We start from the raw sequence: 21,942 nt of genomic DNA, 5'->3' as shown, positions 1-21,942 counted from the left end.
TATCGCTACCCGGATCCGAGTGGGCGAATCGCACTCTGATCGGAACTCGAGCGGTCGAAAGATGTTCTGCCGGGAATGATCCCATACGCCTCGAGCGAAGGGGCGGTCGGCGTATCATTCGCCCGGCTGCCGAAGTGCTGCGACGGTCTCGACGGGCGAGCAAACACGAATGGTCGAACGTCCTGAGCAGCGTGGTGGCCGGTGGTCCGGGAACTATGTACCCAAGCTCCTCGCAGCCTCCGTCCTCGTCACCGGGATCGTGCTGGGCGAGATGGAAATGGGAGTTGCCAGATGGATCTGGTCGTCAACGACACAGACCACGTAGCAACCCAGTTCGAGAAACTTGCGTCGGGCATTCTCCGCTCACTCGAGTCGTTTCGAGGTCCAGTGGAACCACGGGACACCCTCGAGGCTGACTGGTCGGACGCAACGGTCGAACCACACCGGCAAACGCTGTGCACAAATCGACACCAGCACAACAGAATTCTCGATGCAGTCAACATGATCAAAACCAGCCACCGACTCGACGAGCGATATATATCGTCCTCCACGACGTCTCTCGGCGTCGAAACAGCACTAGCGCAGAGGATCCATCTTGAAGCGATCAATCATCGTTGCATTGGCCGGCGCAGCCATCACCCTCAGCACCGTGGCTTCGGCGTCTGCCGCGCCCGCAGACCTCGACGATCCGGCACTCCCTGTCCCCTGGGCCGGCAGCAGTTCCGGCAGCAGCGACTTCTTCTACCCGCACGACGGCCAGAACTCCGGATCCACCGACCTCAGCAACATTGTGTTTCTGGCGCCGTTCAGGTTGCTGTGCTGGGCGTTCACCGGCGAGCCGCTACAAGCCTGCATTCCAGACAATCTGTGATCCATGATGGGAAAGGCGACGCCATCCCGCGTCGTCAAAGTTCCGGTTTCGCCGTCGAGACCCTTGGTTCGGAACTGTGTCCACCCGTTGGAACCGACTCCTGCGCACCGACTTCGAAATGCGCTTCTCCCCGCCCCACTTCTCCCTGAAGCGTGTGATGGTGCCGCCAGTCGACTAGCGTCCCTGCCGTGGCGCAGGCGAACGAGAGCAGTTTCGGTGCCGTCCTTCGGCGTCTGCGCAGATCCCGCAGCCTGACCCAGGAGGAGCTCGCCGAGCGAGCCGGTCTCTCGGTCAAGGCCGTGAGCGCGCTCGAGCGTGGTGAGCGGCAGCGTCCGTACCCGCACACGGTCCGGGCACTGGCCGCCGCGCTCGACCTCGACGACGCCGACCGCGACCATCTCAGCGCTGCGATTCCCGCCTCCGCGCGTCCCGCGCCTCGCAGCACAGGCACCTGGTCGGTGACCGCGCCGGCCACCGACCTGATCGGTAGGGACGGTGACATCGAGCGCATCGCGGCACTGGTGTCGTCGGGCAGGCGCCTGATCACGGTCACCGGGACGGGCGGCGTCGGCAAGACCCGGGTGGCGTGTGCGGTGCTGGAGCGGCTGGCTCCTTCGTTCGACGTCGCCGTCGCGGTGGACCTGGCCCCCGTCCGCGATCCGGCACAGGCCCTGCCGCAGCTCGCTGCCGCGGTCTACCTTCCCGAGCGCGGCGCAGGCGGCGTCACCGACCGGCTGGTCGCCTCGTTCGCGGGTCGCCGTGCGTTGGTCTTCCTGGACAACTTCGAGCACCTCCTCGACGCGGCCCCCGAGGTGGCCGACCTGCTGACCCGGTCCCCCGGGCTCGTGCTGCTGGTGACGAGTCGTGCGGCGTTGCGCGTCCGGGCCGAGTACGAAGTCGGTCTCGGCCCGCTGCCTCTCCCCCAGAGCGACCGGTACGCCGACGTGCGAACTTCCGCGGCAGTGCAGCTCCTTCTCGACCGCGCCACCGCGGCGGGAGCCGATCTGGCGCTCGACGCAGACAATGCTCCGGTCCTGGCGGCCATCTGTCGTCGCCTCGACGGGCTGCCTCTGGCGCTCGAGCTCGCCGCCGCGGGCGCGCGCCTGCTGCCCCCGGCAGCGCTGCTCGCTCGCCTCGAGGTCCACGAGGCGCCCCCGGGGCCGCGTGACCTGGCGGAGCGCCAGCGGACGATGACGGCCACGCTCGACTGGAGCGTCGACCTCGTCACCTCCCCCAACGCCGCGGTGTTCGAGCAGCTCGCGGTCTTCTCCGGCGGCTTCACCCTCGACGCCGCGGCCGCGGTGACCGGGATCACCGACGTCCTCGACCCGCTCACCGTGCTCGTCGATCACTCACTGGTCGCCCGCAGCGCGGCGACCGATGATCAACCACGCTTCCGGCTGCTCGAGCCGGTGCGCCAGTACGCAGGACACCGACTCACCGCCGCCGGAGGTGCCGTGGCTGCGGCCGATCGCCACGCTCGGTGGTACCGATCCTGCGCCCTCGACGCGGGCCCGCGGCTACGCGGTCCGGCTCTGCGCACCGAACTCGATCGCCTGGAAGCAGACCATGCGAACCTGCGCTCGGCGTTCCTGCGCCTGCTCGAATTGGAGCGCGGCGACGACGCCGCAGAGTTGGCTGCCACCGTGTGGCTCTACCTCGCCCTTCGCGGGCATGCCCGTGAAGGCCTCGAGTGGTTGGACCGGGCGACCGTCCAGGGATCCGACACAGTCCGTGCCCGAGCGCTGGTCGGCCGGATGGGCCTTTTGTTCGCCAGCGGTGACATCGCCCGCATGCGGGAGGTGGCCCGCGCCGCGGTCCCGATCGCCCGTCGTGTCGGCGACGCCGGCCTGGCAACCGAGGCGGCGACGCTGGCCGGGCACGCCGCGGTCTTCATCGGTGACCTCGACCGAGCCCGCGACCTGCTCGACGAGGCGCTGGCAGGCGCGTCGGGAGCCGGGTTGAGGTGGGAAGAGGCGCACACGCTGGTCGCGCTCGGACAACTCGCGCTGGTCCGCGGCGACCTCGACGAGGCCGACCGGGTGCTCGGCCGTGCCCTCGAGATCGCGCGGAGCGTCGGAAACGACTTCACCCTCACCACCAGCCTGAATCGCCGGGCCACGGTCACCGCTCTCCGGGGTGACACGGCAGGCACGGCTGCCCTGCTCGCGGAATCCATCACACGGTCTCTCGATGCCCGCCTCAGCTGGCCCCTCAGTTATGCGCTGCCCGCCCTGGCCGGGGTCGCCGTGCGGCTGGACGAGCCGCGCGCCGCTGCCACACTCCTCGCTGCGTCGGCGTCCCTGTCGGTGGCCGACGCGGTCGACCCCCGATTCCCGGTGTCACGCGAGCTCGCCGCGCAGGACCTGGCCACCGCGCGCAGTCTCCTCGGCGACGATGCCTTCCAGGAAGCGTGGAACGCCGGTCGCGCCGCGACAGGGCCCGAGCTCGCCGACCTGGTGGACGGGCTCACGCGGCGCGCACGCGCGTGATGTAGCGCCGATACCGGCGGGCACCGACAGTGCGCAGGAACAAGCGCACGAGGATCGGGAGCTGTGCCAGCATCCGGCCCCGTTCGTCGGCGTCGGCCTCCTCGAGGATGGCACCGAACATCAGCGGGAGCTGCCGGGCGGACATCGCGTCACGACCGTGGTCTCCGAGGCTCTGCCACTCCTCGACGGTGATGTGACACAACACGAGCGGCAGGATCTCCCGCTCCTCGAGCTCGAGGTGTTCGAAGAGCGCGGCCGCCAGGCCTTCGACCGTCCGCGCGAGCTGCTCGCCACCGATCGGTGTCGGCGCCTGCGCCCAGATCGCACTCTGCGTCCGGACCTCCTCGGTGCGGCTGTCGACGATCCCGTGCTGGTGCTGCATCGTCTCGACGAGTGCCGTCGACGGGGCTGCACGCACCTGCAGCAGCGGCCACAGCACCGCGTCCTCGCCGGTGTGATGCATGTGCAGCCCGTCGAGGATCAGTGCGAGGTGCTCCGCGACCAGCCTTGCCCGCGCGACGTCGCCCTCGGCGACCGCCCGGATCAGCGTCGGCAGCGCGGTGAACTCGCGCCGGAAGACGCGGTGGATGACAACCATTTCGTTGACGTCGGGGCGGGACGGGGCGGCGGGGCTGATGACGTTCATGTGGGCCTCCGGGGTGGGTGTGTTCTGTACGTGTCCAGCCTCTGCTGCGCCGCGCCAGGCTCCCAGCCACGCGACCCCCACACTGGCCCCACAGCTCGCCGCTGTGGCTGTTACCCGCCGGCCGTTCGACCGAGTGTCAATGCACACGGCGACCGCAAGGGCCGCCCGACACAAGGAGCCATCCATGGCAACCGCCACCACCACATCCCCCGCCACCGTGACCACCAGCGCCGTCTCGTGGGTGCTCGCCGCCGCGTTCACACTGTCGGCAGTCCACACCGTGTACGCGGCGGTCGCAGGTATCGAAGACCCGACATTCACCGTGACGACACCTGCCGCCTGGCTCTTCTACGCCGTCGGGTTCGGCTCGGTGTGGCTCGCGCGCCGACAGGAGGCCTGGGCCCAGATCGGCGTACTCGCCTACCTCGTCGTGCTGCTGGCGATCAGCGTCTTCTACTACCCGACCACGTTCACCGCGGAAAAACAGACCGTGTTCGGCTGGTTCGAGAACGACGTCTACGTCGGATTGCTGATGATCGCTGTGTATCTCATGGTCGGCCGGGTCCGGTCGTCGCTCTCGGTGCGCTGATCCGGGTCAATTCGCTCATCGGCTCTCCACTCCCTGTTCGTTCACCGCCAGGGACCGTTGTGCGTTCACCCCACAGCTCCGCGGAACTGTCCGACGGGCCGACGGGAGTTCCATGGCGAGCACCAGTTCGACGCGATTGTCGAGTTCTTCGCTGCGGACGCCGTTGACGATCTGCACGCCGGCGATCGACGCGACGTTCCCGACCATCCTGAGACTCGTGGCCAGGAAGGTGGCGACGAATTCGGCTGGTGTGGCGACGCAGGACGCAAATATCACCGCCAACGCCGGGCGGGCGGAGAACAGGTCGATGGCCGGGCCCACGAACTAACCGAAGATGACACCCATGCTGACGAACGCGCACGCCCAGTAGATGACCGGCGACTGGTTGGGTCGGGTCGCCAATGCCAGTGCGGTGCAGGCAGTTCCACGTTCCACCCCGGGAGGCGCGGCGCGATCAGGGCTGCCCGAAGTCGCGAGAGGTCTGCAATGCGAACGCAATTCCGGCAATAGCGCCGGCGAAGGAGACGGCCAGTAGCAGTGGCCACCAGTGGTTCCGCGTCGCTGGCCGGGTCTCCTGGACCCAGCCCATCGGGTTGACCCACGTAGTCCAGGAGGGTGCCTCGATTGCGCAATGCGCCGATCAGGGACCTTCCGTTTCGAGGGAGTGAAAGGACTAGTTAGTTAGCCTCTATTCCTGTGACGGAACGGAATACGGCACCAAATCACAGAGCGTAGGGTTGCGCAACTCAGGGCCACTCACAAAGCCCACGACGACACTCAAGCCTTCACGGATCACCGGGGCCCGTCGGTCACCGAGGCGGGTTGACGAATGATGGTGGATGCGAGGACAATTCCGGTAGGACATCCCCCTGCGGAAGGTTGTGGTCGCAGATGAGTCCAAGGCCGCCGGAAATGTCTGGGGCGCCGAACGATCCGATTCCGCCCTGCACTCAGACCGGCATCACCACATCGGACTACACGCTTCAGTTCAAGGTGCCGAAAGGACTCATGCCGGACGACGCCGCGTTCAAAGGTTACGACGCTTCCCTGCGAGTGCACCGCGTCAGTCCCACCTACGATTCCAGCTTCTGCAAGGCGCGGATGGCGATCGTGCTCGTGCACGGCAAGACCCTGGCAGGGTCGACTTCGTTCGATTTTCAGCACACTTCCTCTACAGGTGCCTCGCTCAGCCTTCAGGAAGCTCTCGCCCGCGCCGGCATCGATACGTTTGCTCCCGACCTCCTTGGGTACGGGTTGTCGACGCGCTTCGCCGACGGCCTCGACAACCCCGCGAACGCCAGCCGCGAGCCGGGCTACGACAAAACTCGCAGCGAAAGGGTATTCCCCCTCAGACAGCAAACGAGGTACCTGGGCGACAACATCTCACCGCCCGCCGATGGACTCGGGGTCAATCCCCTCAGTGACGGCCCCCGGCCGCACATCAGTTCCAAATACTTCGCCAATACCGATGTATGGGCACGCGATATTCTGCAGGTCATCGATGATGCGAGAGACAAAACGCATCAGAAGGTCGCCCTGCTCGGCTACTCATTCGGGGGGCCACGTGTCGGCCGGGCTCTCTACAAGCTAGGCGCGAGCGCGCATGGGAAGATCAGCGAAGTCATCTTCATGTCGTCACTGTTCGACGCGCTCCCCGGCGCGCCTGGCCAACCCCCGACCTCTGTGTTCTATCCGACAGAAGAGCATGAACTGGACGAAAACGAGAGATCGACGACGTTCCCATTGACGCTCACCCAAACCCGCAGCCTTTGGGACAAGGGCAGGGTGGGGGCGGACGGCCAATGCACCGGACGGGTTCCTCCGGACGCACCCGAGGCACTGGCCAAACAGGAACAAGCACTCGACCCGATCGGCGCCAAATGGGGCGGCTCGGATCCGTACGGCCCCACAGGTCTCATCCGTACACCTACATTCACGGTCTCCGGGTGGAACAAGGAGGTCGCAGCGGACCTCAGGTTGCCGACGCTTGTTCTCCACGGCTCGATAGACGGAATAGCCCCTGTCGAGAACGCACACCACCTCTACGACGCGCTGACCACCGAAAAGAAGGTTCTCCTCGAGATCCGATGCGCCAGCCACATGATGCAATACGAAACGGCGCCAACCTGGGAAGGACCGCACAAAGCGACCGCTGACGCCATCATCGAGTGGATGTCCACCGAGACCTACGCAGGTGAATCCACGGGCCGCTTCTCGATCGATGCAAATGGTAACCGCGAGAGCATCATCACGAATCACGTTGTTGTATGACCTGATCGTTCAGCTCGGAATCGGGCGACGGTCGGAGGTGAAGTCGTCCCATCCCCCCACAGGACGACTGAAATGACACCCACCCACGGCCGGCGCCGAGCGCATCGGCGCGGTTGCCGGCGGACGCCCGGCCGATTCGTCGACCAGCAGGCGGTCGGCGAACGTGGGACCCGTCAACTCTTCGGCGGAAGCGAGCGAGCGAATTCGACTCCGCGGGTGAGCCACTCGCGCGGATCTGCATCGTCCTCGACCCCTGCGGCCGTGACCCTCACCCAGCCGGTCATTTCATGCTCGCCCATCTTCGCCGGCAGGACCGAGAGATCGTCGACGAGCCGGTCGCGCAGTTCGGGTCCGACGCGCACAAGCAGACCCCGTCACCACTGGCCGCGAGGGCCAGGTTGCCGCTCACCATGAAGGACAACCCGCCGAACATCTTTCGTTCGGCAATGGTCGGCCCCGATTCGATCAGATTCCGGATGCGGTCGGCCAATTCCTCGTCGTACGCCATTGGGCGAGTGTGAACCGATCACCCGCACTGTGCTGGTAAGTCCAGCAGGCGAAAGCGATGACTTCCGGGCCCGAATCGGGTCGACACTGGTAGTAGAAATCCCTTCGACTCAGGGAGAGGCCATGACCCGACAGACCGCCAATGCCCTACCTCCGATCGTCGGCCAGCAGACCTGGCGGGCAGCGCTCGACGACTTGCGGAGACGGGAGAAGGCCGCCACCCGCGAACTCGACGCAATCGCAGCGCAGCGCCGCAGGCTGCCGATGGTCGAGCTGCCCGACTACACGCTGATCGGCCCGAACGGCCCGATTCGACTCGCCGATGTGTTCCAGGATCACTCGCAGCTCATCGTCTACCACCACATGTGGTCCGACGGCGCGGAGTGGCAGTGTGGCGGCTGCACCGGCCTCACGTCGCAGTGGACCCGGCTGGGCATCCTCGACAACTACGACGCCCGCATGGTCATCGTCACCAACGGGCCCATCGAAGAAGCACTGGCCTACAAGGCCAAGGTCGGCAACAAGATGGACTGGTACTCGTCCGCGGAGAGTTCGTTCGGCGCCGACGTCGACGCGCCGCCCGGCGGCGGCTTCGCCGTCAATGTGTTCCTTCGCGACGGCGACAAGGTCTACCGCACCTGGCACACCGCCGGCCGCGGAACCGAACAGCTCAGCTACACCTTCGCCCTGATCGACATCCTTCCGTGGGGCCGCCAGGAGGAATGGCAGGACTCCCCGGAGGGCTGGCCCAAATCGCCTACCTATTCCAAGTGGCTCGACTCCCCAGATGTCGCAAGGCTCTACGGCCCGGCCACTGACGCCCAGTAGGGGCACCCCCGATCAGCAAGCGCACGGCCGCACCTTGACACCTCGCACCCGAACGACCCTCACTCGGCGAGGTAGCGCAGCATCACCACGGTGGCGAAGTGCCTCGTTTCGACCAATCGGAGCGGCAGACGCTTGTCCGATGTCGGGAACATCGGTGTGCCGCCGCCGAGCACCATGGGCGAGAGGAACAGCTGGTACTCGTCGATGAGGCCGTGTGGGATCAGCGACGCTGCGAGGTTCGCGCCACCGACCTCCATGACGCCATCACCCGCGGCCTTGAGCTTGCGAACCTCCTCGACTGCGTTGTCACTGACCAGTCGGCTGTTCCAGTGGACCTCGGTCAGTGTGCGGGAGAAGACGACCTTGGGCTTCTGCGTCCAGAGCTCAGCGAACTCGCGTTCGATGCTCGACGCGTTGTCGGGCACGTGCGGCCAGTACTCGGCCATCAGCTCGTACAGTCGGCGGCCGTGCAGCGCGATCTCGAGCTGGCGGTATCTGTCGTTGTGGAACTGGTGCAGTTCGTCGTCGGGTTCGGTCCAGTCGATGTTGCCGTCGCGGTCGTTGATGTAGCCGTCGAGGGTCACGCCGTACCCGTAGATCAGTTTCCTCATGATCGGTTAGACCTCCGGTGCGCCCCGAACTCATCGGTTCGGGTTTCTCACCGAGAGTACGAGGACGGTCCTGTTCGCGGTCGAGATCCGGCGACACGTGGATCGGTGAGAAATCGGACAGGCCACTGCCGGTCGGGCGCGCATAATGGAGCCAGGAGGTCATCATGGGCGCCTTACGGGGCCTGCTCGACGTGGTCCTGGGACTTCTCACGGCCGTGCTCGGCACCGTGCTGGGGATCGTCGCGGCCCTGCTGTGGCTCGTCGGCGGATTGCTGTGCGTGACGTTGATCCTGATTCCGCTGGGGCTCCCCGTCATCAGGCTCGCCGGTCGCCTGTTCGGCCTCGCCGGGAAGCTGATGCACGTCCCCTGACCCGTCTCGTCAACCATGACATCGTGTCCTGCGCGCGTTTTCTGTGCGATCGCCGGCAGTCGAGCGACCGCACTATTGCAGTGCGAGTGTTCGGATCAACGCGTTCGGGGCATCGGCACCGAGATCCGCGCCACGATGTCCGCGTTCGCTGGATCGGCATACGGATCCGGCTGAATCCAGTGCACCGTGCCACGACTCCGCGGCTCGAGATCGACCCTCCGGCGCGCATCATCCGGAGACTTCGCGGTGAGGCCGACGACGGCGACCCATTCCGTGCCGTCGGCGCTGCACGCTTTGTCGGCACGTCGCGACTGGGCCATCACACGGGCAACGGTGGCCGGATCATCGACCGGGATGAACTGCCGCTCGTCATCGAGCATCCGCACCGGGTGAGCATCGGGATCGACACGCACCACACCGTACCTGCGATCATTGCTCAGCATCGGATACGTTGGGCCGACGAGGAACAGTCGTCCATCGACGACGACGCTGCTACCGCCCTCGGCACAGACCCGTTCAATGGTCAGCGTCCCGTCCCCGGCACGATCGCACCGGAACACCTCATATCGGGAGGTGATCCAGCACCCGTCGCGGTCGGCGTGGACCTTGCGGGTCCACTGGTCCGTCGGCGGCTCGATCGTCAGCGGCAACAGATACTCGACTGTTCGCGGCGGTGCGTAACCCGTATCAACGTGCAGTAGAACAGGATTCGACCGGTCCATCACCCACACGTCGGGCCCGTCGACGGAGACCGCGCCGGCGACGAACTCCCCTTTGGTGGCCGGTACGTCGTCGAGGTCCAGGTCGACCAGCACTCCGGTCCCCTGGAAGTGGTCCTCGGTCGAGGGCATGCCCCAAGTCGACCAGAAGCGGTGAGGGGCGGCCTCGACCTCGGTCAGTCGCTCGGTGCCGTCCACGGCGCGCAACCCCCTGCCGGTGTGTTCGATGCGCTGTTCGACAAGCTGAACCCGTCGAACCCTGCCGCGAACCCGAACAGGATGGTCGGACCCTACCCAACGGATACCGGCGAATAGTCTTCCGGTGAGCTCGACTCGCCCCGCCAGGGGCCGGTCGGACAACCACTCGGCGGACCATCCGTCACCGATCACCTCGAGCGGCCACCGCAGTCCACCCTCGGGGTGGCTGTAGGGGGTGTGCCCGAACACCGGCCGTGCGGTTGCCAGCACGGTTTGCTCCCAAGGCGAGGGCGTTGGACCGGTGGGGTCGAAGGTCAGCACGACTTCGACGACGTCACCTCGAGCGGGGGGTGCGAGCGCGCGATCATCGAGAACCCATCCCGGGACGAACACAGCAAGAGTGCGATCAGCCGTTTCGGCAGTCATCGTCAAAACCCCACGCACTCGACGATCCGATGGGCGACGCCATCGGGCGCGGGGCTACCTTGCTGCGAAGAATACCGTGACGGTCGATCTCGGGGTATCCATCGAAAAAATCGACGAACAGGCACCTGCCGACACCGACGCGACCTTGCAGAATTGGGGGCGTGCAGCAGCGCATTGGTCGGTTGACGACGACCGACGGCAGCACCCTGGCGTACGCCACGATCGGCGCCGGCCGGCCGCTCGTCTACGTCTCCGGCTGGCTCAGTCACCTGAAGCTGAGCTGGGAGCTGCCGGAGGAGCGGGCGTTCTACGAGGGTCTGGCGCAGGGCTGTCGGCTCGTGCGTTACGACCGAGCTGGTTGTGGGCTGTCGGCACCGTCGACGCGGTCGCCGTCGCTGGCGCATGAGCTCGACCAGCTCGACGCGGTCGCCGCGGCCGTCGGTCCGGAGCCCTTCGACCTGATCGGCACCTCGATGGGCGCGCCGGTCGCGGTGGCGTGGGCGGCAGCGCACCCGGACACCGTCCGGCGGTTGGTGCTCTACGGCGGCTGGGTGTCCGGCGCGAACATTTCCCCGCCCAGCGTGCGGGAACACGTCCTCGGACTGGTCGAGTCGCATTGGGGACTCGGCTCGGACGTGCTCACCGAGATCTTCGCTCCCGACGCCGGTGCCACGATGCGCGAGGTGGTCGGTCGCTACCAGAGGGCCTGCTCCACCGCCGCCACGGCCCGGGCGCTCTTGGCGATGAGCTACGAGCTCGACGTCAGCGCCCTTCTCGCTCAGGTGCGCGCCCCGACGTTGGTGGTGCACCGAGCCCACGACCGGGCCGCTCCCGTCGAGCAGGCCGCAGCACTCGCCGAGGGCATCGCCGGCGCGCAGCTCATCGTGCTGCCCGGCCGCTCGCATCTGCCGTACGTGGGTGACGCGGACGCACTGGTGGGGACGGTTCGCCGGTTCCTCGGCCTGCGCGTCTCACGGCGGGGCACCCGAACGTTGACGGCCCGGCAGCGCGAGGTCGCGGCGCTGATCAGCGAGGGGTACACGAACCGCGAACTCGCCGCGCGGCTGGGCATCGATGAACGGTCCGCCGAGGGTCATGTCGAACGGATCCGCCTGCGCCTCGGATTCCGCTCGCGAGCCCAGATTGCTGCGTGGTACGCCGCAGGGCGCGACCGGCCGGAATCGGCGGGGTGAGGTAGTTCCACGCCTGACACGCCTCACGGTGTCGCGCATCGTTGTGAGATCGACAAACAACGAGACACCGCTGGAGCAGAGATGACCGACACGACTACCACCACCCCGTCAGCGACCGGCTTCGAGCCGCACGGCGGTCGGGGCCGCTTCAATGCCGCGTTCTTCCAGGTCATGGGTCCGTATCTGGAGTGGAACCTCCGCCCGCGCAAACGACGCGTGTTCAGCGGGCTTCCGCGCGAGGTCGTCGAGATCGGCCCGGGCGTCGGCGCCAACCTCCGCTATCTCCCGCCCGGCGGCGCCCTCGTCGCCATCGAACCGAACAGGTACATGCACGGCCGGCTGCACGCCGCAGCGCGCCGCCACGGCGTTCAGCTCGACCTGCGCGAGCGCACGGCCGAGCAGACGGGCCTCCCCGACCACAGTGTCGACAGCGTCATCTCCTCGCTCGTGCTCTGCTCGGTGCAGGATCCAGTGGCCGTGCTCACCGAGATCCGGCGCATCCTGCGCCCCGGCGGCACCTTCCGATTCGTCGAACACGTGGTGGCCAGGAGCGGCACACCGACCCGTGCCGCGCAACGGATCCTTCGCCGTCCGTGGGCCTGGACCTTCGAGGGCTGCTCATGCGAACGAGACCTGGAGCATTCCATGCACACCGCCGGGTTCGAGAGCGTCACCATGGACCGCTACCGGGTTCACACCCCGTTCCTCCCGTTCAATACCCACATCGCAGGCACTGCGACGGCGTGAAGCAGCGCATCGCAGTCGACCGGGAGCGTGAGCCGCTACGCGATTCCATCCTCTCGCTCGATCGTCATACGTCGCTCGCAGCCGCGGACATCGATTCTCGGGAAGAATCGGACACGTTGAGATCCGGAGACAGAATTCGGACGTTTGCCGGATCCTTGGGGAGTTCGTCATGTGCCAGTCGCGGGCCAGGTTGGGACTATCGGCGCGACCTGGTGGTGAATCCGAATGCGCCACAACATATCGCCGCAGGCGCTGTTCAATACGAGTAAGCGAGCCGCGCAGCATGTTGCCGCGCGGCTCGCCAGATCTACCGGCCCGTCGGCTTCTTCGACTTGCGCCGTGAACCACCAGCAGGCCGCAGCCGGTGGATCAGTGGAGGCGCTGAGCTGTGTGAACCGCCCCCGCGAGTCCGGAGACTGCTCGGGCCGCGACCACGAAACACCGGATTGCTCAGGCCACCGAGGTGGTGGCCTGAGCGATGAGGTGTTCGACGAGCGTTATCAGTACGGATTTGCACGACTCGCGATCACGCGCGTCGCACAGCACGACGGGGGTACTGGTGTCGAGGTCGAGTGCCTCGCGAACCTCGTCGGTTGTGTAGGCCTGGGCGCTGTCGAAGCAGTTCACCGCGACCGCGAACGAGACTCCGCGCCGTTCGAAGAAGTCGATGGCGGCGAACGAGTTCTCCAACCGACGGGTGTCCGCCAGAACGACCGCACCGAGGGCCCCGCGCACCAGTTCGTCCCAAAGGAACCAGAACCGGTCCTGTCCAGGCGTGCCGAACAGGTACAGAACCAGCCTTTCATCGATGGTGATACGACCGAAGTCCAGCGCCACCGTGGTCGTGGTTTTGCCCTCCACGCCCGACAAATCGTCGATGCCGGTGGACAATTCGGTGATCGTTTCCTCGGTGCGCAGTGGTGCGATCTCGCTGACTGCGGACACCATCGTGGTCTTACCGACTCCAAAGCCGCCGGCTACGAGGATTTTGACCGAAGCAGCCAGGTCGGCTGAGGACGCATTGTCATGCATGGTTGTCTACAGCTTTCGGATTCCATCGAGCACTGCTTGCAGAATGTTCAGGTCGCCGATCCCGGCAATGTCGTTGACGGAGTCGTTGCCGGCGGGAGTCCGGAAGTTCAGCATTCCCTCGGCGATGAGATCACCGACCAGGATTTTGGTAACCGCCAGAGGCAGATTCAGGTGCGCCGAGACCTCGGCCACCGACTGCGCAGTACGGCACAACTGAACGATCTCCTCGTACTCCGTTTCGACGTGCTGCAGCCGCGGAGCGGGGGACACGGTCACGACCAGCGTGAGCATGTCGAGATCGTGTCCCGCGCCCATCGTGCGGCCCCGTGTGACGGCGTACGGGCGAACCAGAGGACCCGCCGCATCGTCGAACCACGCTTGCCCCATACCTGTCACGGCAACCTACGCTCCATGCTCGGCCGCGCCGATACGAGGATCGGCGGACAGATGGCTACCGACTCGCTGCACGGTCAGGTTCATTTCGTACGCGACCATACCCAGATTCGCGGTGTCGGCGGCCTGCAATGCGATACATGCGTTGCTACCGGCCGCCGTCACGAACAGCACCGCGTTCTCCAGTTCGATGACGGCCTGGCGAACACCGCCGCCCTGAAAGCGACGTCCCGCGCTGCGTGCCAGCCCGTACAGAGTGGCCGACATGGCGCAGAAGTGCTCGGCGTCCTCACGGCTCATGGACGTGGACCGGCCCAGCAACAGCCCATCGGTGGAAAGCACGACCGCGTAGCGCACCCCGGCAAGACGATTGACCAGATCGTCGAGAAGCCAGTTCAGATCACCTGAGTTAGAAGTCGTCACCTTCACCTTCCTTCACCTTCCATTTCGTCCCCGGTTGTATACCCGGGCGGGGGTGCCGAATGCCGAGCCTGCTCGGTACCGTACGCGATCGCGGAGAACAGATCTCGCGCCTGTTCCGCCGATCGTGACGGCTGCTGCGCTTCCATCTCGAATTCAGGATCGTGCGCCAGTTCCGGCGCCAAACTGGCCTGCCGGCGACGGCGAGGAAGGCCTGGGCGACCGTCACCACCGTTGTCGGGCAACGGTTGCTGGGTGCGGTACTCCGGTTCGACAGCTGCTGTCGGCAGCTCGTGCCACGGCGTCGTCACATCATGCTCCGTGTACTCGGCGTACGGCGCGTTGTCGGTCTGCTCGACGATCGCCCACTCCTGCGACGGTTCCACCGACCGCACGGGCTGTTCTGGGGGAAGCTCCGAAATGGGCGGTGCCAGTGTTGCGACACCCGTTGCAGCCGATGCAGATTCGGTCGACTCGAGGGCCGGAATCGCGGTGGCCATCATCCTCTCGGTGCGACGTCCGCCGAATCGATCGGGCTGATGGTCGGCCATGGGTGCCGCGTCGGCGGCGACCACCGAGTTCGGCACCAGCACGATGGCGCGAATGCCGCCGTACACGGATTCGGTCAGCTGAACCGAGATTCCGTGCCGTGCCCCCAGCTGCGAGACGATGAACACTCCCAGGCGTGAAGTCGCCGAGAGGCTGTCGACACCGAAATCCGGGGGATTGCGCAGCGTCTCGTTGACGCGGTCGAGCTCTTCCGCGGACATTCCCATGCCCTGATCGATGATCTCGATCGCGACTCCCTTGCCGACCACGTTGCCGCTCACTTCGACGCGTGACTGCGGCGGCGAGAACGCCGTCGCATTGTCGACCAGTTCGGCGAGCAGGTGGATGAGGTCGGCGACCACGTTGCCGACGATGTACACCTGAGGCATGCGGCGGGTGTGCACCCGCGTGTAGTCGAGGCTCTCACCGATCGCGCTCCGCACCAGATCGACGAGTGGCACCGGACTCCGCCACTGGCGGCCGGGCTCGCCGCCGCCGAGAATGATGAGGTTCTCGGCATTGCGGCGTTCGCGGGTCGCCAGGTGGTCGAGTCGGAAGAAGGTCTCCAGCATGGCGGGATCCTCTTGGCGCTGTTCGGCCTCGTCCAGTACCTCGAGTTGCCGGTGCACCACCATCTGGCTTCGGTGGGCGATGTTGAGGAACACCGCGCGCACCCCCTCGCGGGTGCGAGCCTCGGCGACCGCGGCGGACACGGCCGCTTCGTGCGCGCGGTTGAAGGCCTGCGCCACCGAGCCGATCTCGTCGTCACCGAAGTCCAGGCGCGCAGCACTGGGATCGATCTGCTCACCCGCACCCAGCTTTCGCATGGTTTCGGGCAGTTCGACCTCTGCCAGGTCCAGTGTTTCCTTGCGCAGGCGCTTGAGCCGCCCGATCAGTCGGTTGGCCAGCCACAGCGACAGCAGGAACGCCACGAGTGCGAGCGCCAGCACGGCCGCACCCACCAACAGTGAGTTCATCGCGGTGCGTTTGCCCTCGTCGGCAGCAATCCGGTTCGCCTGGTCGTTCAGGCCGTTCCACGCGTCGATCACGCCTTCGGACATCTGTTCCTGCGCGGTGTGCCACGCGGCGAAGGTCATGGGCGGTGGGGCGACGTCACCGTCCTTGTCCGGCTCCGGGGGATTGATGAGGTAATCCTCCATCGCGGCCACCTGCTGCCAGCCGGGGGATGCCAGTGCCGCCTGGATCTTCTCGGCAGCAGGATCGGTACCCAGGTCGGCGGCGAGCTGTGGAAGTGCGACCCGGTAGGACCCGACCAGATTTCGATAGTCGTTGCGCAGCGGACCGCTGCTGAGCTGTCCCTGCAGTTCGGCAGCGGTGAGCGCGGCGGAGCGCGACATCCCCTCCATGGCGTGCAGGATGCGCACGCCATTGATGAGTGCGACGCCGACCTCGGCGCTGGGCGCGTTGGTGGTGATGAGGTTGGTGCCGAGCGCAACCGCGTCGAGAATTTGGTTGTAGATGGAGTACGTGTCGACGATCGACATTCGTCCTGCGTCGATCTGACCGCGAATCTGAGGCAGGGCGGCGGCCAAGGTGTCGAACCCACCCGTGTCGGCACCCATGGCGCCTTGCGACACGCTCTGCAGCTTTGCTGCGTAGGGGGCCAGCTCCGCGAACGCGGCGTCGAGCGTGGTCCGTGCTACGCCCAGCGCGGCCGGATCGCTCTGTTCACCGGAGAGGTGCCACAGCGACAGCATCCGCTCCTGTTCCACACCGGCAACCACGTCGCGAGCGCGGCTCACGGCATCCCGGTTCGCTTCCGCCCACTGTTCGGACTGTCGGCCTTCACGGATCAGGTAGCCAGCTGTGCCTACACCGATTCCGAGCAACGCCAGGCTGGGAACCAATGCGATGGCCAGGATCCGGGCTCGGATGCCGAGGCGCACTTTAAACATCGGGGGAATATAGCTGGCCGAATCTCATATGTGTACTTCGGCCTCGATTACCCGATCCTTCCTGATTCGGCCGGGCCGCTTGGTGTTTAACGCTAGCCCAGGGCGCGGCAAATATGGATAGCAAAGCTAACGAATCCCTTTGTTCGCGGAGTGCTACTCGAGACGATGCGGACCTGGCCGATGGGGACCACCCCAGCGAACAGCTGGCGCGTGAGACAGGTTTCCGACAGACAGGGACCGGTTTCGCACGAAGATGCACGAATCGAAGAGGCCCCCTGGTCCTCCGCCGTACGGTCGCCGTCCTCTGAACACGCCCGAAGGCGCCGATTCGAGTAGATGACCACTCATGGCGAACGATGAACGCCAGCCCGAGACGGACACGAGCCCCACCAGTTGAGGCCCCGAACACCCTCCACCGGCTATCCCACGGGAAATACCCGAACCGGAGCTGCGGCCATCATTTTGCAACTCATGACGTCTACTGGTGCGGCCGCACGGTCACCCCAAACTCCTCGACATCCCAGGACGCCTGATCGCCCTACCGTGAGAACAGCGGACGCTTCGTCCGCTGTTCGCCGATCACCGCATCGTCTCCGGTTTCGTGTCCAGGAATCGACCGATATCCGTTCGCCACTGCCACACAGTGCGTCCCCCACCTGCTCGTCGGCGGAAGCGTCCAGCGGGCGCGTCCGACGCGAGGTGGCGTGGCCGGATGCGCAGGCGCAGCCGTTAGCGTTGACGCCATGGAACTTGGAGTGCACTTCGCGCTTTCCGACGGCGTGGCAGCGGAGCTTCTCGACGCTCGGGGCGACGACGGCAGGCTCGGCGGGGTCGTCGAGGACATCGAGGAGACGGGACGCGCCGAGTTCTCGTGCGACACGGACAAGGCGTGGGACCCGATCCTGTGTGCCCTCTCCAGCGCCGGGTACCAGCGCGTGCCCGAGAACTGGCCGGCCTACGGCGTGATCCTGGGGGACGAGGACCTCAACACGGACACCGACGACCAACTGATCACCTACCTGACGCCCGACCGGGTCGCCGAGGTCGCCGGGTACCTGACCGGCATCACCGAATCCGATTTCGGCGCAGGCTACGACGCGATGCCGCTCGACGCTCGCAACCCCGAATACGGCGCGGACGAGCGCGCATACGCCTGGGCTTGGCTGCAGGAAGTGCAGGACTTCTTCCAGCGCGCGGACCGCGACGACCGGCACGTGGTGTTCACCGTGCGATTCTGACTGCCCGCTCAGGCCGTTTCGAAACCGCCCGCGCCACGGCGAACACCGGCGATCGCATGAACAACCACGGCCCACTCGAGGGCAGACCAGCATGCGAGCTCGATCTCGGCTACTGGTCCGACACGCTGTCCGTCGAGCTCGACGGCCCGCGGTAGGCAGGGCCAACACAAGCCTGCTGACCACGGACCCGGTCTGGGCCCTCACAGCGCGTGCGATCATGTTGACGTGGGTGCTGGGGCTACTGCCGCGGCGTGGGCCGAGCAGCAGATCGCTTCTGTGCGCGACGATCCGGCTGGCCGGATCGCGCTCATGCAGCGCTGCTACCACGGCCCGTACGGCCAGGCCCCGCGGCATCTCCCGTTCCGCCGGGCCGCGATGTCGTTCATGCGATGGCAACTCCGGCGAGGTTTGCTGCAACCACTGTCCAGCGACCATCCCGGTAGTCCATGGTGGCGTGCGGTGAACGAGCGGATCATTCGTGACGGATGTGAGGCCGTGGCCCTGAGCGGGGACTTCACCGGGCCGACCTCCTCGCAGACGGTCGACTTCTGGATGTCCTTCGCCGACTACCCGACCGCTCGGGCCTGGTATCGGGCGCACAACGGGAGCGTCGTCGCTGCCTACCTCGAGCACCGCGACCTGGCGGGCGACGAGAACGAGGCCGAGCGCTTCTTCATGAACGTCGTGCTCTGCCGAGTGCTGTACAGCCACGCCCTCGTCGCAGCCCCCCGAATCTCGCTGGGATGGCTACGCCCCCTCGCCCCGTTCCTCGGTGACCCGAGACTGGGCATGACCGGGATCTTCCTACAGCTGTCGCGCGTGCTTCCGGACGAGTACCCACTCGGCGAGGGGGTACGTTCCTACCTCGATGCCGAGCTCGGATTCGGCCGGGCCCTGGACTACGGGGTGATCATCCCACGGCTGCAGCAGCTCTATGAGTGGTCGTCTCACGAGCTCGCAGCGCCCGGCCTGCTGGACTGTATCCGCGACGGAGCCCCAACCTACGCATGGTCATTCGAGGACCGCGACGTCTGGCAGCCCCCGCAGTCGTTCGTCGTCCGGATGGCCCGACGGGCGCTCCGACCGGAGCGACGAGCCTGAGCGGCCGACATCAGTGTCCCCCACCGATACTCGGGCCCTGTGCTGTGATGGAACGGGGCGTCAACCTCTTCTGATCGGAGCCGTCCGGATTCATCGAGGCGAGCTCCGGACGGCTCGAGGTGGACACATCGGTCACCGGATCCCCCGACTGCGTCATCGCCCTGGTGTAGAGGATGCGAGAACCGTCGGGGGTGAACTCCGGATGAACCGCGTAGGTGTCGGTCAACGGCGTGATGTCTCCACCACCGGCGGGCATCGAGTAGATCTCGGAGCCGTTGTTGCCGCCGCGGTTGCTCGAGAAGACCAGGGTGGAGCCGTCAGGTGAGTATGCAGGGTCCGCGTTCCAGAACTGGTCCCGCAGAATCACCTTCGATTCCCCACCCGCCGTCGGCACCTCGACGATGTATCCGCCGACGTTGAAGACCACCCGCGACCCGTCGGGCGTGAACGTCGGCCCGGAAGCGGACTCCTCCTCGGCGATGACCCGCACGTCGGAACCGTCGGTGTTCATGATGCTGATACTGCCTCCGCTCGTGAACGCGATGGACGACCCGTCCGGCGAGAAGGCCGGCTGATAGCCACCCTCGTGAACAGTTCTCGTCTCACCCGATTCGAGATCCACCACCTCGATGAACCTCCCACCCCGGGTGTAGGCCAGCAGCGCGCCGTCCGGTGACAGCGCGGCGTAGGTGCCGTATCGGCCATCGGACATGTCGTCGGCCACGGTCGGGGTGACCTGCCGCAGACCGCTGCCGTCGATGTTCGCCACGAAAACCTGCCCCCACCCGTCGTCGAACGACACGATCACGGGCGAAGGTCGCGAGTCGTCCGCGCACCCTGCCAAGACGGATGCGACGGCGAGAACGGGCAACAACCGGGAGAATCGCATCGAGTGATGATCGCAGCAGCCGGCCGTGCGGGCCGGGAAGCCGCACAGAATCGGAGTGCTGGACAACCGCCGCCCGAGGGTGCAGCGGGTAGCCTACTGCCATGGTCGTTCAGCGGACTTCCCACCATGTGGCCGGATCCCGCGACGCCGCGGTCGAGGGTGACAAGCCCGTGCGGATCGCCAGGATCGCACCGGCTCCTTCGGGACCGAATGGGCGTCACACCACTCACCGGGGTACCCGACCGGCGGCCGGCCCTGCCGAGCCCGTCACCCCGACGAAGCAAACCACCGGCGCGCCGGAGCGGCTGTGGCGTGAGGTTGTCGGAGAGCAGATCCGCCGGATCCGCACCGAGCGCGCCGAGCGTTTGACGGACGTCGCGCAGCGGGCCGGCGTCTCGCCGCAGTACCTGTCGGAGATCGAGCGCGGCGTGAAGGATCCGTCGTCCGAGTTGCTTGCCGCGGTCGCCGGCGCGCTCGGCACCACCGTTGAGGGTTTGGCTCAGCGGGCGTACCGTCTCGCCCCGGTCGTGCCGCTGGGTGCCGCACCACGTGCAGCCACCGGACGACGGGCACTACAGGGCCCGGTGTGCCTGGCGGCCTGAAGATTCCGCGGCGGTGCGGCTGGCGCACGGTCGTCTGCGCCGAGGCATCGTCAGGCCATCTCGCGGTCGGCGACGACGGTGTCGACGATGCCGTAGTCGATCGCCGCTTCGGGGGCGAGAACGAGTTGCCGCTCGATGTCGCGGCGTACCTGTTCGGCCTCGCGTCCGGTGCGGTCCGCGAGGATCTGTTCCTGCAGCCTGCGGACCCGTTCGATCTCCTCGGCCTCGAGGACGAGGTCGGGGATGGCCGCACGACCACCCTCGGTCATCGGTGGATGCAGGACAACTCGCCCGTGGCGCAGGATCGCCCGCCGGCCCGGGGCACCCCCGGCCAACAGCAGCGCCACGCTGCCCACCGCCTCGCCCACACAGGTCGTCTCGATCGGCGCGCGGACGAACTGCATCGCGTCGTACACGGCCAGGACCGCGTGAACGGCACCACCCGGAGAGTTGATGTACAGCGAGATCGGCCGGTCCGGTGCCTCGCTCTCCAGGTGAAGTAGTTGCGCGATGACGGCGTTCGCAACTCCCTGATCGACTGCGGTGCCCAGGTACACGATCCGCTCGGCGAGCAACCGACTGTAGACGTCGACCGTGCGTTCACCCGTCGAGGTCGTCAGCGTGACGTAGGGGATGGTGTAGGTGCTCACCTGGCCACCCCCAGACCGAAGGACCGCGGGAGCCGACGCGGGACGACCTCGTCGAGGGTGGTCACGATCCGGTCGACGAAGCCGTAGTCGAGCGCCTGGTCCGCGGTGAACCAGCGGTCCCGCACCGAATCCTCGGTGACCTGAGCGAGAGATCTGCCGGTGTCCTCGGCGATGCACGCGAGGACGGTGTCACGGGTGTGGCGGATGTCGTCGGCCTGGATCGCGATGTCGGGAGCGGAGCCTCCCATACCGCCGGACCCCTGATGCAGCAACACCTTCGCGTGTGGGAGGGTCACTCGCTTGCCGTGGGTTCCTGCCGACAGCAGGAACTGACCCGCGCTGTAGGCCATGCCGAGGTTCACGGTCGTGACATCGTTGGGCACGGCGCGCATGCAGTCGCGAATGGCCAGCATGCCCGGCACCGAACCGCCCGGCGAGTTGATCACCAGCGCGATGTCCGACTCCGGGTCCTCGGCGGCGAGGACCAGCAAGGCGGTGCAGATGCGGTTCGTGTTGGACTGTTCGAGCGCGTCGCCAAGCAGAATCATCCGCTGCGCGAACAGGCGTTGGTTCAGGTCGCGGTCGAGGACCGCGGTGGGATCAATCGTGTTCTCGGACATGCCCCAACCCTGCGGTCCGGAAGTCCGGCGGGCAACGCCACGCTGCTGTGAGCGGATCCGCCG

23 protein-coding genes are annotated in these 21,942 nt (G+C 66.5%); 11 read left to right on the top strand and 12 right to left on the bottom strand.

Annotated elements, in window-relative coordinates:
- Positions 1-595 precede the first annotated feature (595 nt).
- Positions 596-871: a hypothetical protein gene (locus ACWDUM_RS25230; RefSeq protein ID WP_450113987.1), complete on the top strand. Its 276-nt coding sequence runs from the start codon at positions 596-598 to the stop codon at positions 869-871.
- A gap of 188 nt (positions 872-1,059) precedes the next feature.
- Positions 1,060-3,363: an ATP-binding protein gene (locus tag ACWDUM_RS25225; protein WP_450136092.1), complete on the top strand. Its 2,304-nt coding sequence runs from the start codon at positions 1,060-1,062 to the stop codon at positions 3,361-3,363.
- Here ACWDUM_RS25225 and ACWDUM_RS25220 read toward each other — a convergent pair.
- Complete coding sequence (locus tag ACWDUM_RS25220) at positions 3,341-4,009, bottom strand: hemerythrin domain-containing protein (RefSeq protein ID WP_450136091.1); 669 nt, start codon at positions 4,007-4,009, stop codon at positions 3,341-3,343. The genes ACWDUM_RS25225 and ACWDUM_RS25220 overlap by 23 nt on opposite strands.
- A 184-nt stretch (positions 4,010-4,193) precedes the next feature.
- Between ACWDUM_RS25220 and ACWDUM_RS25215 the strand changes: the two genes are divergently transcribed.
- Positions 4,194-4,598, top strand: a complete 405-nt coding sequence (locus ACWDUM_RS25215; RefSeq protein ID WP_450136090.1) for a hypothetical protein — start codon at positions 4,194-4,196, stop codon at positions 4,596-4,598.
- A gap of 15 nt (positions 4,599-4,613) precedes the next feature.
- Here the strand turns inward: ACWDUM_RS25215 and ACWDUM_RS25210 are convergent, their stop codons facing one another.
- Complete coding sequence (locus ACWDUM_RS25210) at positions 4,614-4,919, bottom strand: hypothetical protein (RefSeq protein ID WP_450136089.1); 306 nt, start codon at positions 4,917-4,919, stop codon at positions 4,614-4,616.
- Between the two features lie 570 nt (positions 4,920-5,489).
- On the opposite strand from ACWDUM_RS25210, the gene ACWDUM_RS25205 reads away from it, so the two are divergent.
- Positions 5,490-6,869 carry an alpha/beta hydrolase gene (locus ACWDUM_RS25205; protein WP_450136088.1) on the top strand — a complete coding sequence of 460 codons (1,380 nt, stop codon included), beginning with the start codon at positions 5,490-5,492 and terminating at the stop codon, positions 6,867-6,869.
- Positions 6,870-7,149: 280 nt separating this feature from the next.
- Here ACWDUM_RS25205 and ACWDUM_RS25200 read toward each other — a convergent pair whose 3' ends face one another.
- Entirely contained in the window at positions 7,150-7,377 is a 228-nt protein-coding gene (locus ACWDUM_RS25200) for a hypothetical protein (RefSeq protein ID WP_450136087.1), read from the bottom strand.
- A 122-nt stretch (positions 7,378-7,499) separates the two neighbouring features.
- Here ACWDUM_RS25200 and ACWDUM_RS25195 point away from each other — a divergent pair, with 122 nt between their 5' ends.
- Entirely contained in the window at positions 7,500-8,204 is a 705-nt protein-coding gene (locus ACWDUM_RS25195) for a DUF899 domain-containing protein (RefSeq protein ID WP_450136086.1), read from the top strand.
- A gap of 59 nt (positions 8,205-8,263) precedes the next feature.
- On the opposite strand, the gene ACWDUM_RS25190 is transcribed toward ACWDUM_RS25195, so the two are convergent.
- Positions 8,264-8,815 carry a dihydrofolate reductase family protein gene (locus tag ACWDUM_RS25190; RefSeq protein WP_450136085.1) on the bottom strand — a complete coding sequence of 184 codons (552 nt, stop codon included), beginning with the start codon at positions 8,813-8,815 and terminating at the stop codon, positions 8,264-8,266.
- A 164-nt stretch (positions 8,816-8,979) separates the two neighbouring features.
- Here ACWDUM_RS25190 and ACWDUM_RS25185 point away from each other — a divergent pair, with 164 nt between their 5' ends.
- Positions 8,980-9,186 carry a hypothetical protein gene (locus tag ACWDUM_RS25185; protein ID WP_450136084.1) on the top strand — a complete coding sequence of 69 codons (207 nt, stop codon included), beginning with the start codon at positions 8,980-8,982 and terminating at the stop codon, positions 9,184-9,186.
- A gap of 95 nt (positions 9,187-9,281) precedes the next feature.
- Here ACWDUM_RS25185 and ACWDUM_RS25180 read toward each other — a convergent pair whose 3' ends face one another.
- Positions 9,282-10,373, bottom strand: coding sequence for a hypothetical protein (locus ACWDUM_RS25180; protein ID WP_450136083.1), 1,092 nt, complete (start codon positions 10,371-10,373; stop codon positions 9,282-9,284).
- Positions 10,374-10,690: 317 nt separating this feature from the next.
- On the opposite strand from ACWDUM_RS25180, the gene ACWDUM_RS25175 reads away from it, so the two are divergent.
- Positions 10,691-11,722, top strand: coding sequence for an alpha/beta fold hydrolase (locus ACWDUM_RS25175; protein WP_450136082.1), 1,032 nt, complete (start codon positions 10,691-10,693; stop codon positions 11,720-11,722).
- A gap of 81 nt (positions 11,723-11,803) precedes the next feature.
- Positions 11,804-12,469 carry a methyltransferase domain-containing protein gene (locus ACWDUM_RS25170; RefSeq protein WP_450136081.1) on the top strand — a complete coding sequence of 222 codons (666 nt, stop codon included), beginning with the start codon at positions 11,804-11,806 and terminating at the stop codon, positions 12,467-12,469.
- Positions 12,470-12,919: 450 nt separating this feature from the next.
- Here ACWDUM_RS25170 and ACWDUM_RS25165 read toward each other — a convergent pair whose 3' ends face one another.
- Genes ACWDUM_RS25165 through ACWDUM_RS25150 form a run of 4 tightly spaced genes read right to left on the bottom strand, consistent with a single transcriptional unit; the run spans position 12,920 to position 16,779 of the window.
- Positions 12,920-13,501, bottom strand: a complete 582-nt coding sequence (locus ACWDUM_RS25165) for a GTP-binding protein (protein WP_450114000.1) — start codon at positions 13,499-13,501, stop codon at positions 12,920-12,922.
- Between the two features lie 6 nt (positions 13,502-13,507).
- The gene (locus ACWDUM_RS25160) at positions 13,508-13,897 is read right to left on the bottom strand and encodes a DUF742 domain-containing protein (RefSeq protein ID WP_450114001.1); all 390 of its coding nucleotides are present in this window, start codon (positions 13,895-13,897) and stop codon (positions 13,508-13,510) included.
- A gap of 6 nt (positions 13,898-13,903) precedes the next feature.
- On the bottom strand, positions 13,904-14,317 hold the full coding sequence (locus ACWDUM_RS25155; RefSeq protein WP_450114051.1) for a roadblock/LC7 domain-containing protein: 414 nt from the start codon (positions 14,315-14,317) through the stop codon (positions 13,904-13,906).
- 2 nt (positions 14,318-14,319) lie between these two features.
- Positions 14,320-16,779, bottom strand: a complete 2,460-nt coding sequence (locus ACWDUM_RS25150) for a sensor histidine kinase (RefSeq protein ID WP_450136080.1) — start codon at positions 16,777-16,779, stop codon at positions 14,320-14,322.
- A gap of 743 nt (positions 16,780-17,522) precedes the next feature.
- Between ACWDUM_RS25150 and ACWDUM_RS25145 the strand changes: the two genes are divergently transcribed.
- Both ACWDUM_RS25145 and ACWDUM_RS25140 read left to right on the top strand, forming a co-directional pair.
- Positions 17,523-18,017 (top strand): DUF1877 family protein, encoded by a 495-nt coding sequence (locus tag ACWDUM_RS25145; RefSeq protein WP_450136079.1) that lies wholly within the window; start codon positions 17,523-17,525, stop codon positions 18,015-18,017.
- A 225-nt stretch (positions 18,018-18,242) separates the two neighbouring features.
- A complete protein-coding gene (locus tag ACWDUM_RS25140; protein ID WP_450136078.1) occupies positions 18,243-19,118 on the top strand; it encodes a hypothetical protein in 876 nt (291 codons plus the stop codon).
- A 10-nt stretch (positions 19,119-19,128) separates the two neighbouring features.
- Here the strand turns inward: ACWDUM_RS25140 and ACWDUM_RS25135 are convergent, their stop codons facing one another.
- On the bottom strand, positions 19,129-19,926 hold the full coding sequence (locus tag ACWDUM_RS25135; RefSeq protein ID WP_450136077.1) for a TolB family protein: 798 nt from the start codon (positions 19,924-19,926) through the stop codon (positions 19,129-19,131).
- 182 nt (positions 19,927-20,108) lie between these two features.
- Between ACWDUM_RS25135 and ACWDUM_RS25130 the strand changes: the two genes are divergently transcribed.
- A complete protein-coding gene (locus tag ACWDUM_RS25130; protein WP_450136076.1) occupies positions 20,109-20,609 on the top strand; it encodes a helix-turn-helix domain-containing protein in 501 nt (166 codons plus the stop codon).
- Between the two features lie 50 nt (positions 20,610-20,659).
- Here the strand turns inward: ACWDUM_RS25130 and ACWDUM_RS25125 are convergent, their stop codons facing one another.
- Both ACWDUM_RS25125 and ACWDUM_RS25120 read right to left on the bottom strand, forming a co-directional pair.
- On the bottom strand, positions 20,660-21,259 hold the full coding sequence (locus tag ACWDUM_RS25125) for a ClpP family protease (RefSeq protein WP_450136075.1): 600 nt from the start codon (positions 21,257-21,259) through the stop codon (positions 20,660-20,662).
- On the bottom strand, positions 21,256-21,879 hold the full coding sequence (locus ACWDUM_RS25120; protein WP_450114008.1) for a ClpP family protease: 624 nt from the start codon (positions 21,877-21,879) through the stop codon (positions 21,256-21,258). The genes ACWDUM_RS25125 and ACWDUM_RS25120 overlap by 4 nt, the downstream gene beginning before the upstream one ends.
- Between the last annotated feature and the right edge of the window lie 63 nt (positions 21,880-21,942).

This window comes from Rhodococcus sp. NPDC003322 (assembly GCF_053589555.1).
Note: the sequence above shows the minus strand (reverse complement) of the source record. Positions and strands in the feature narration are given on the sequence as shown.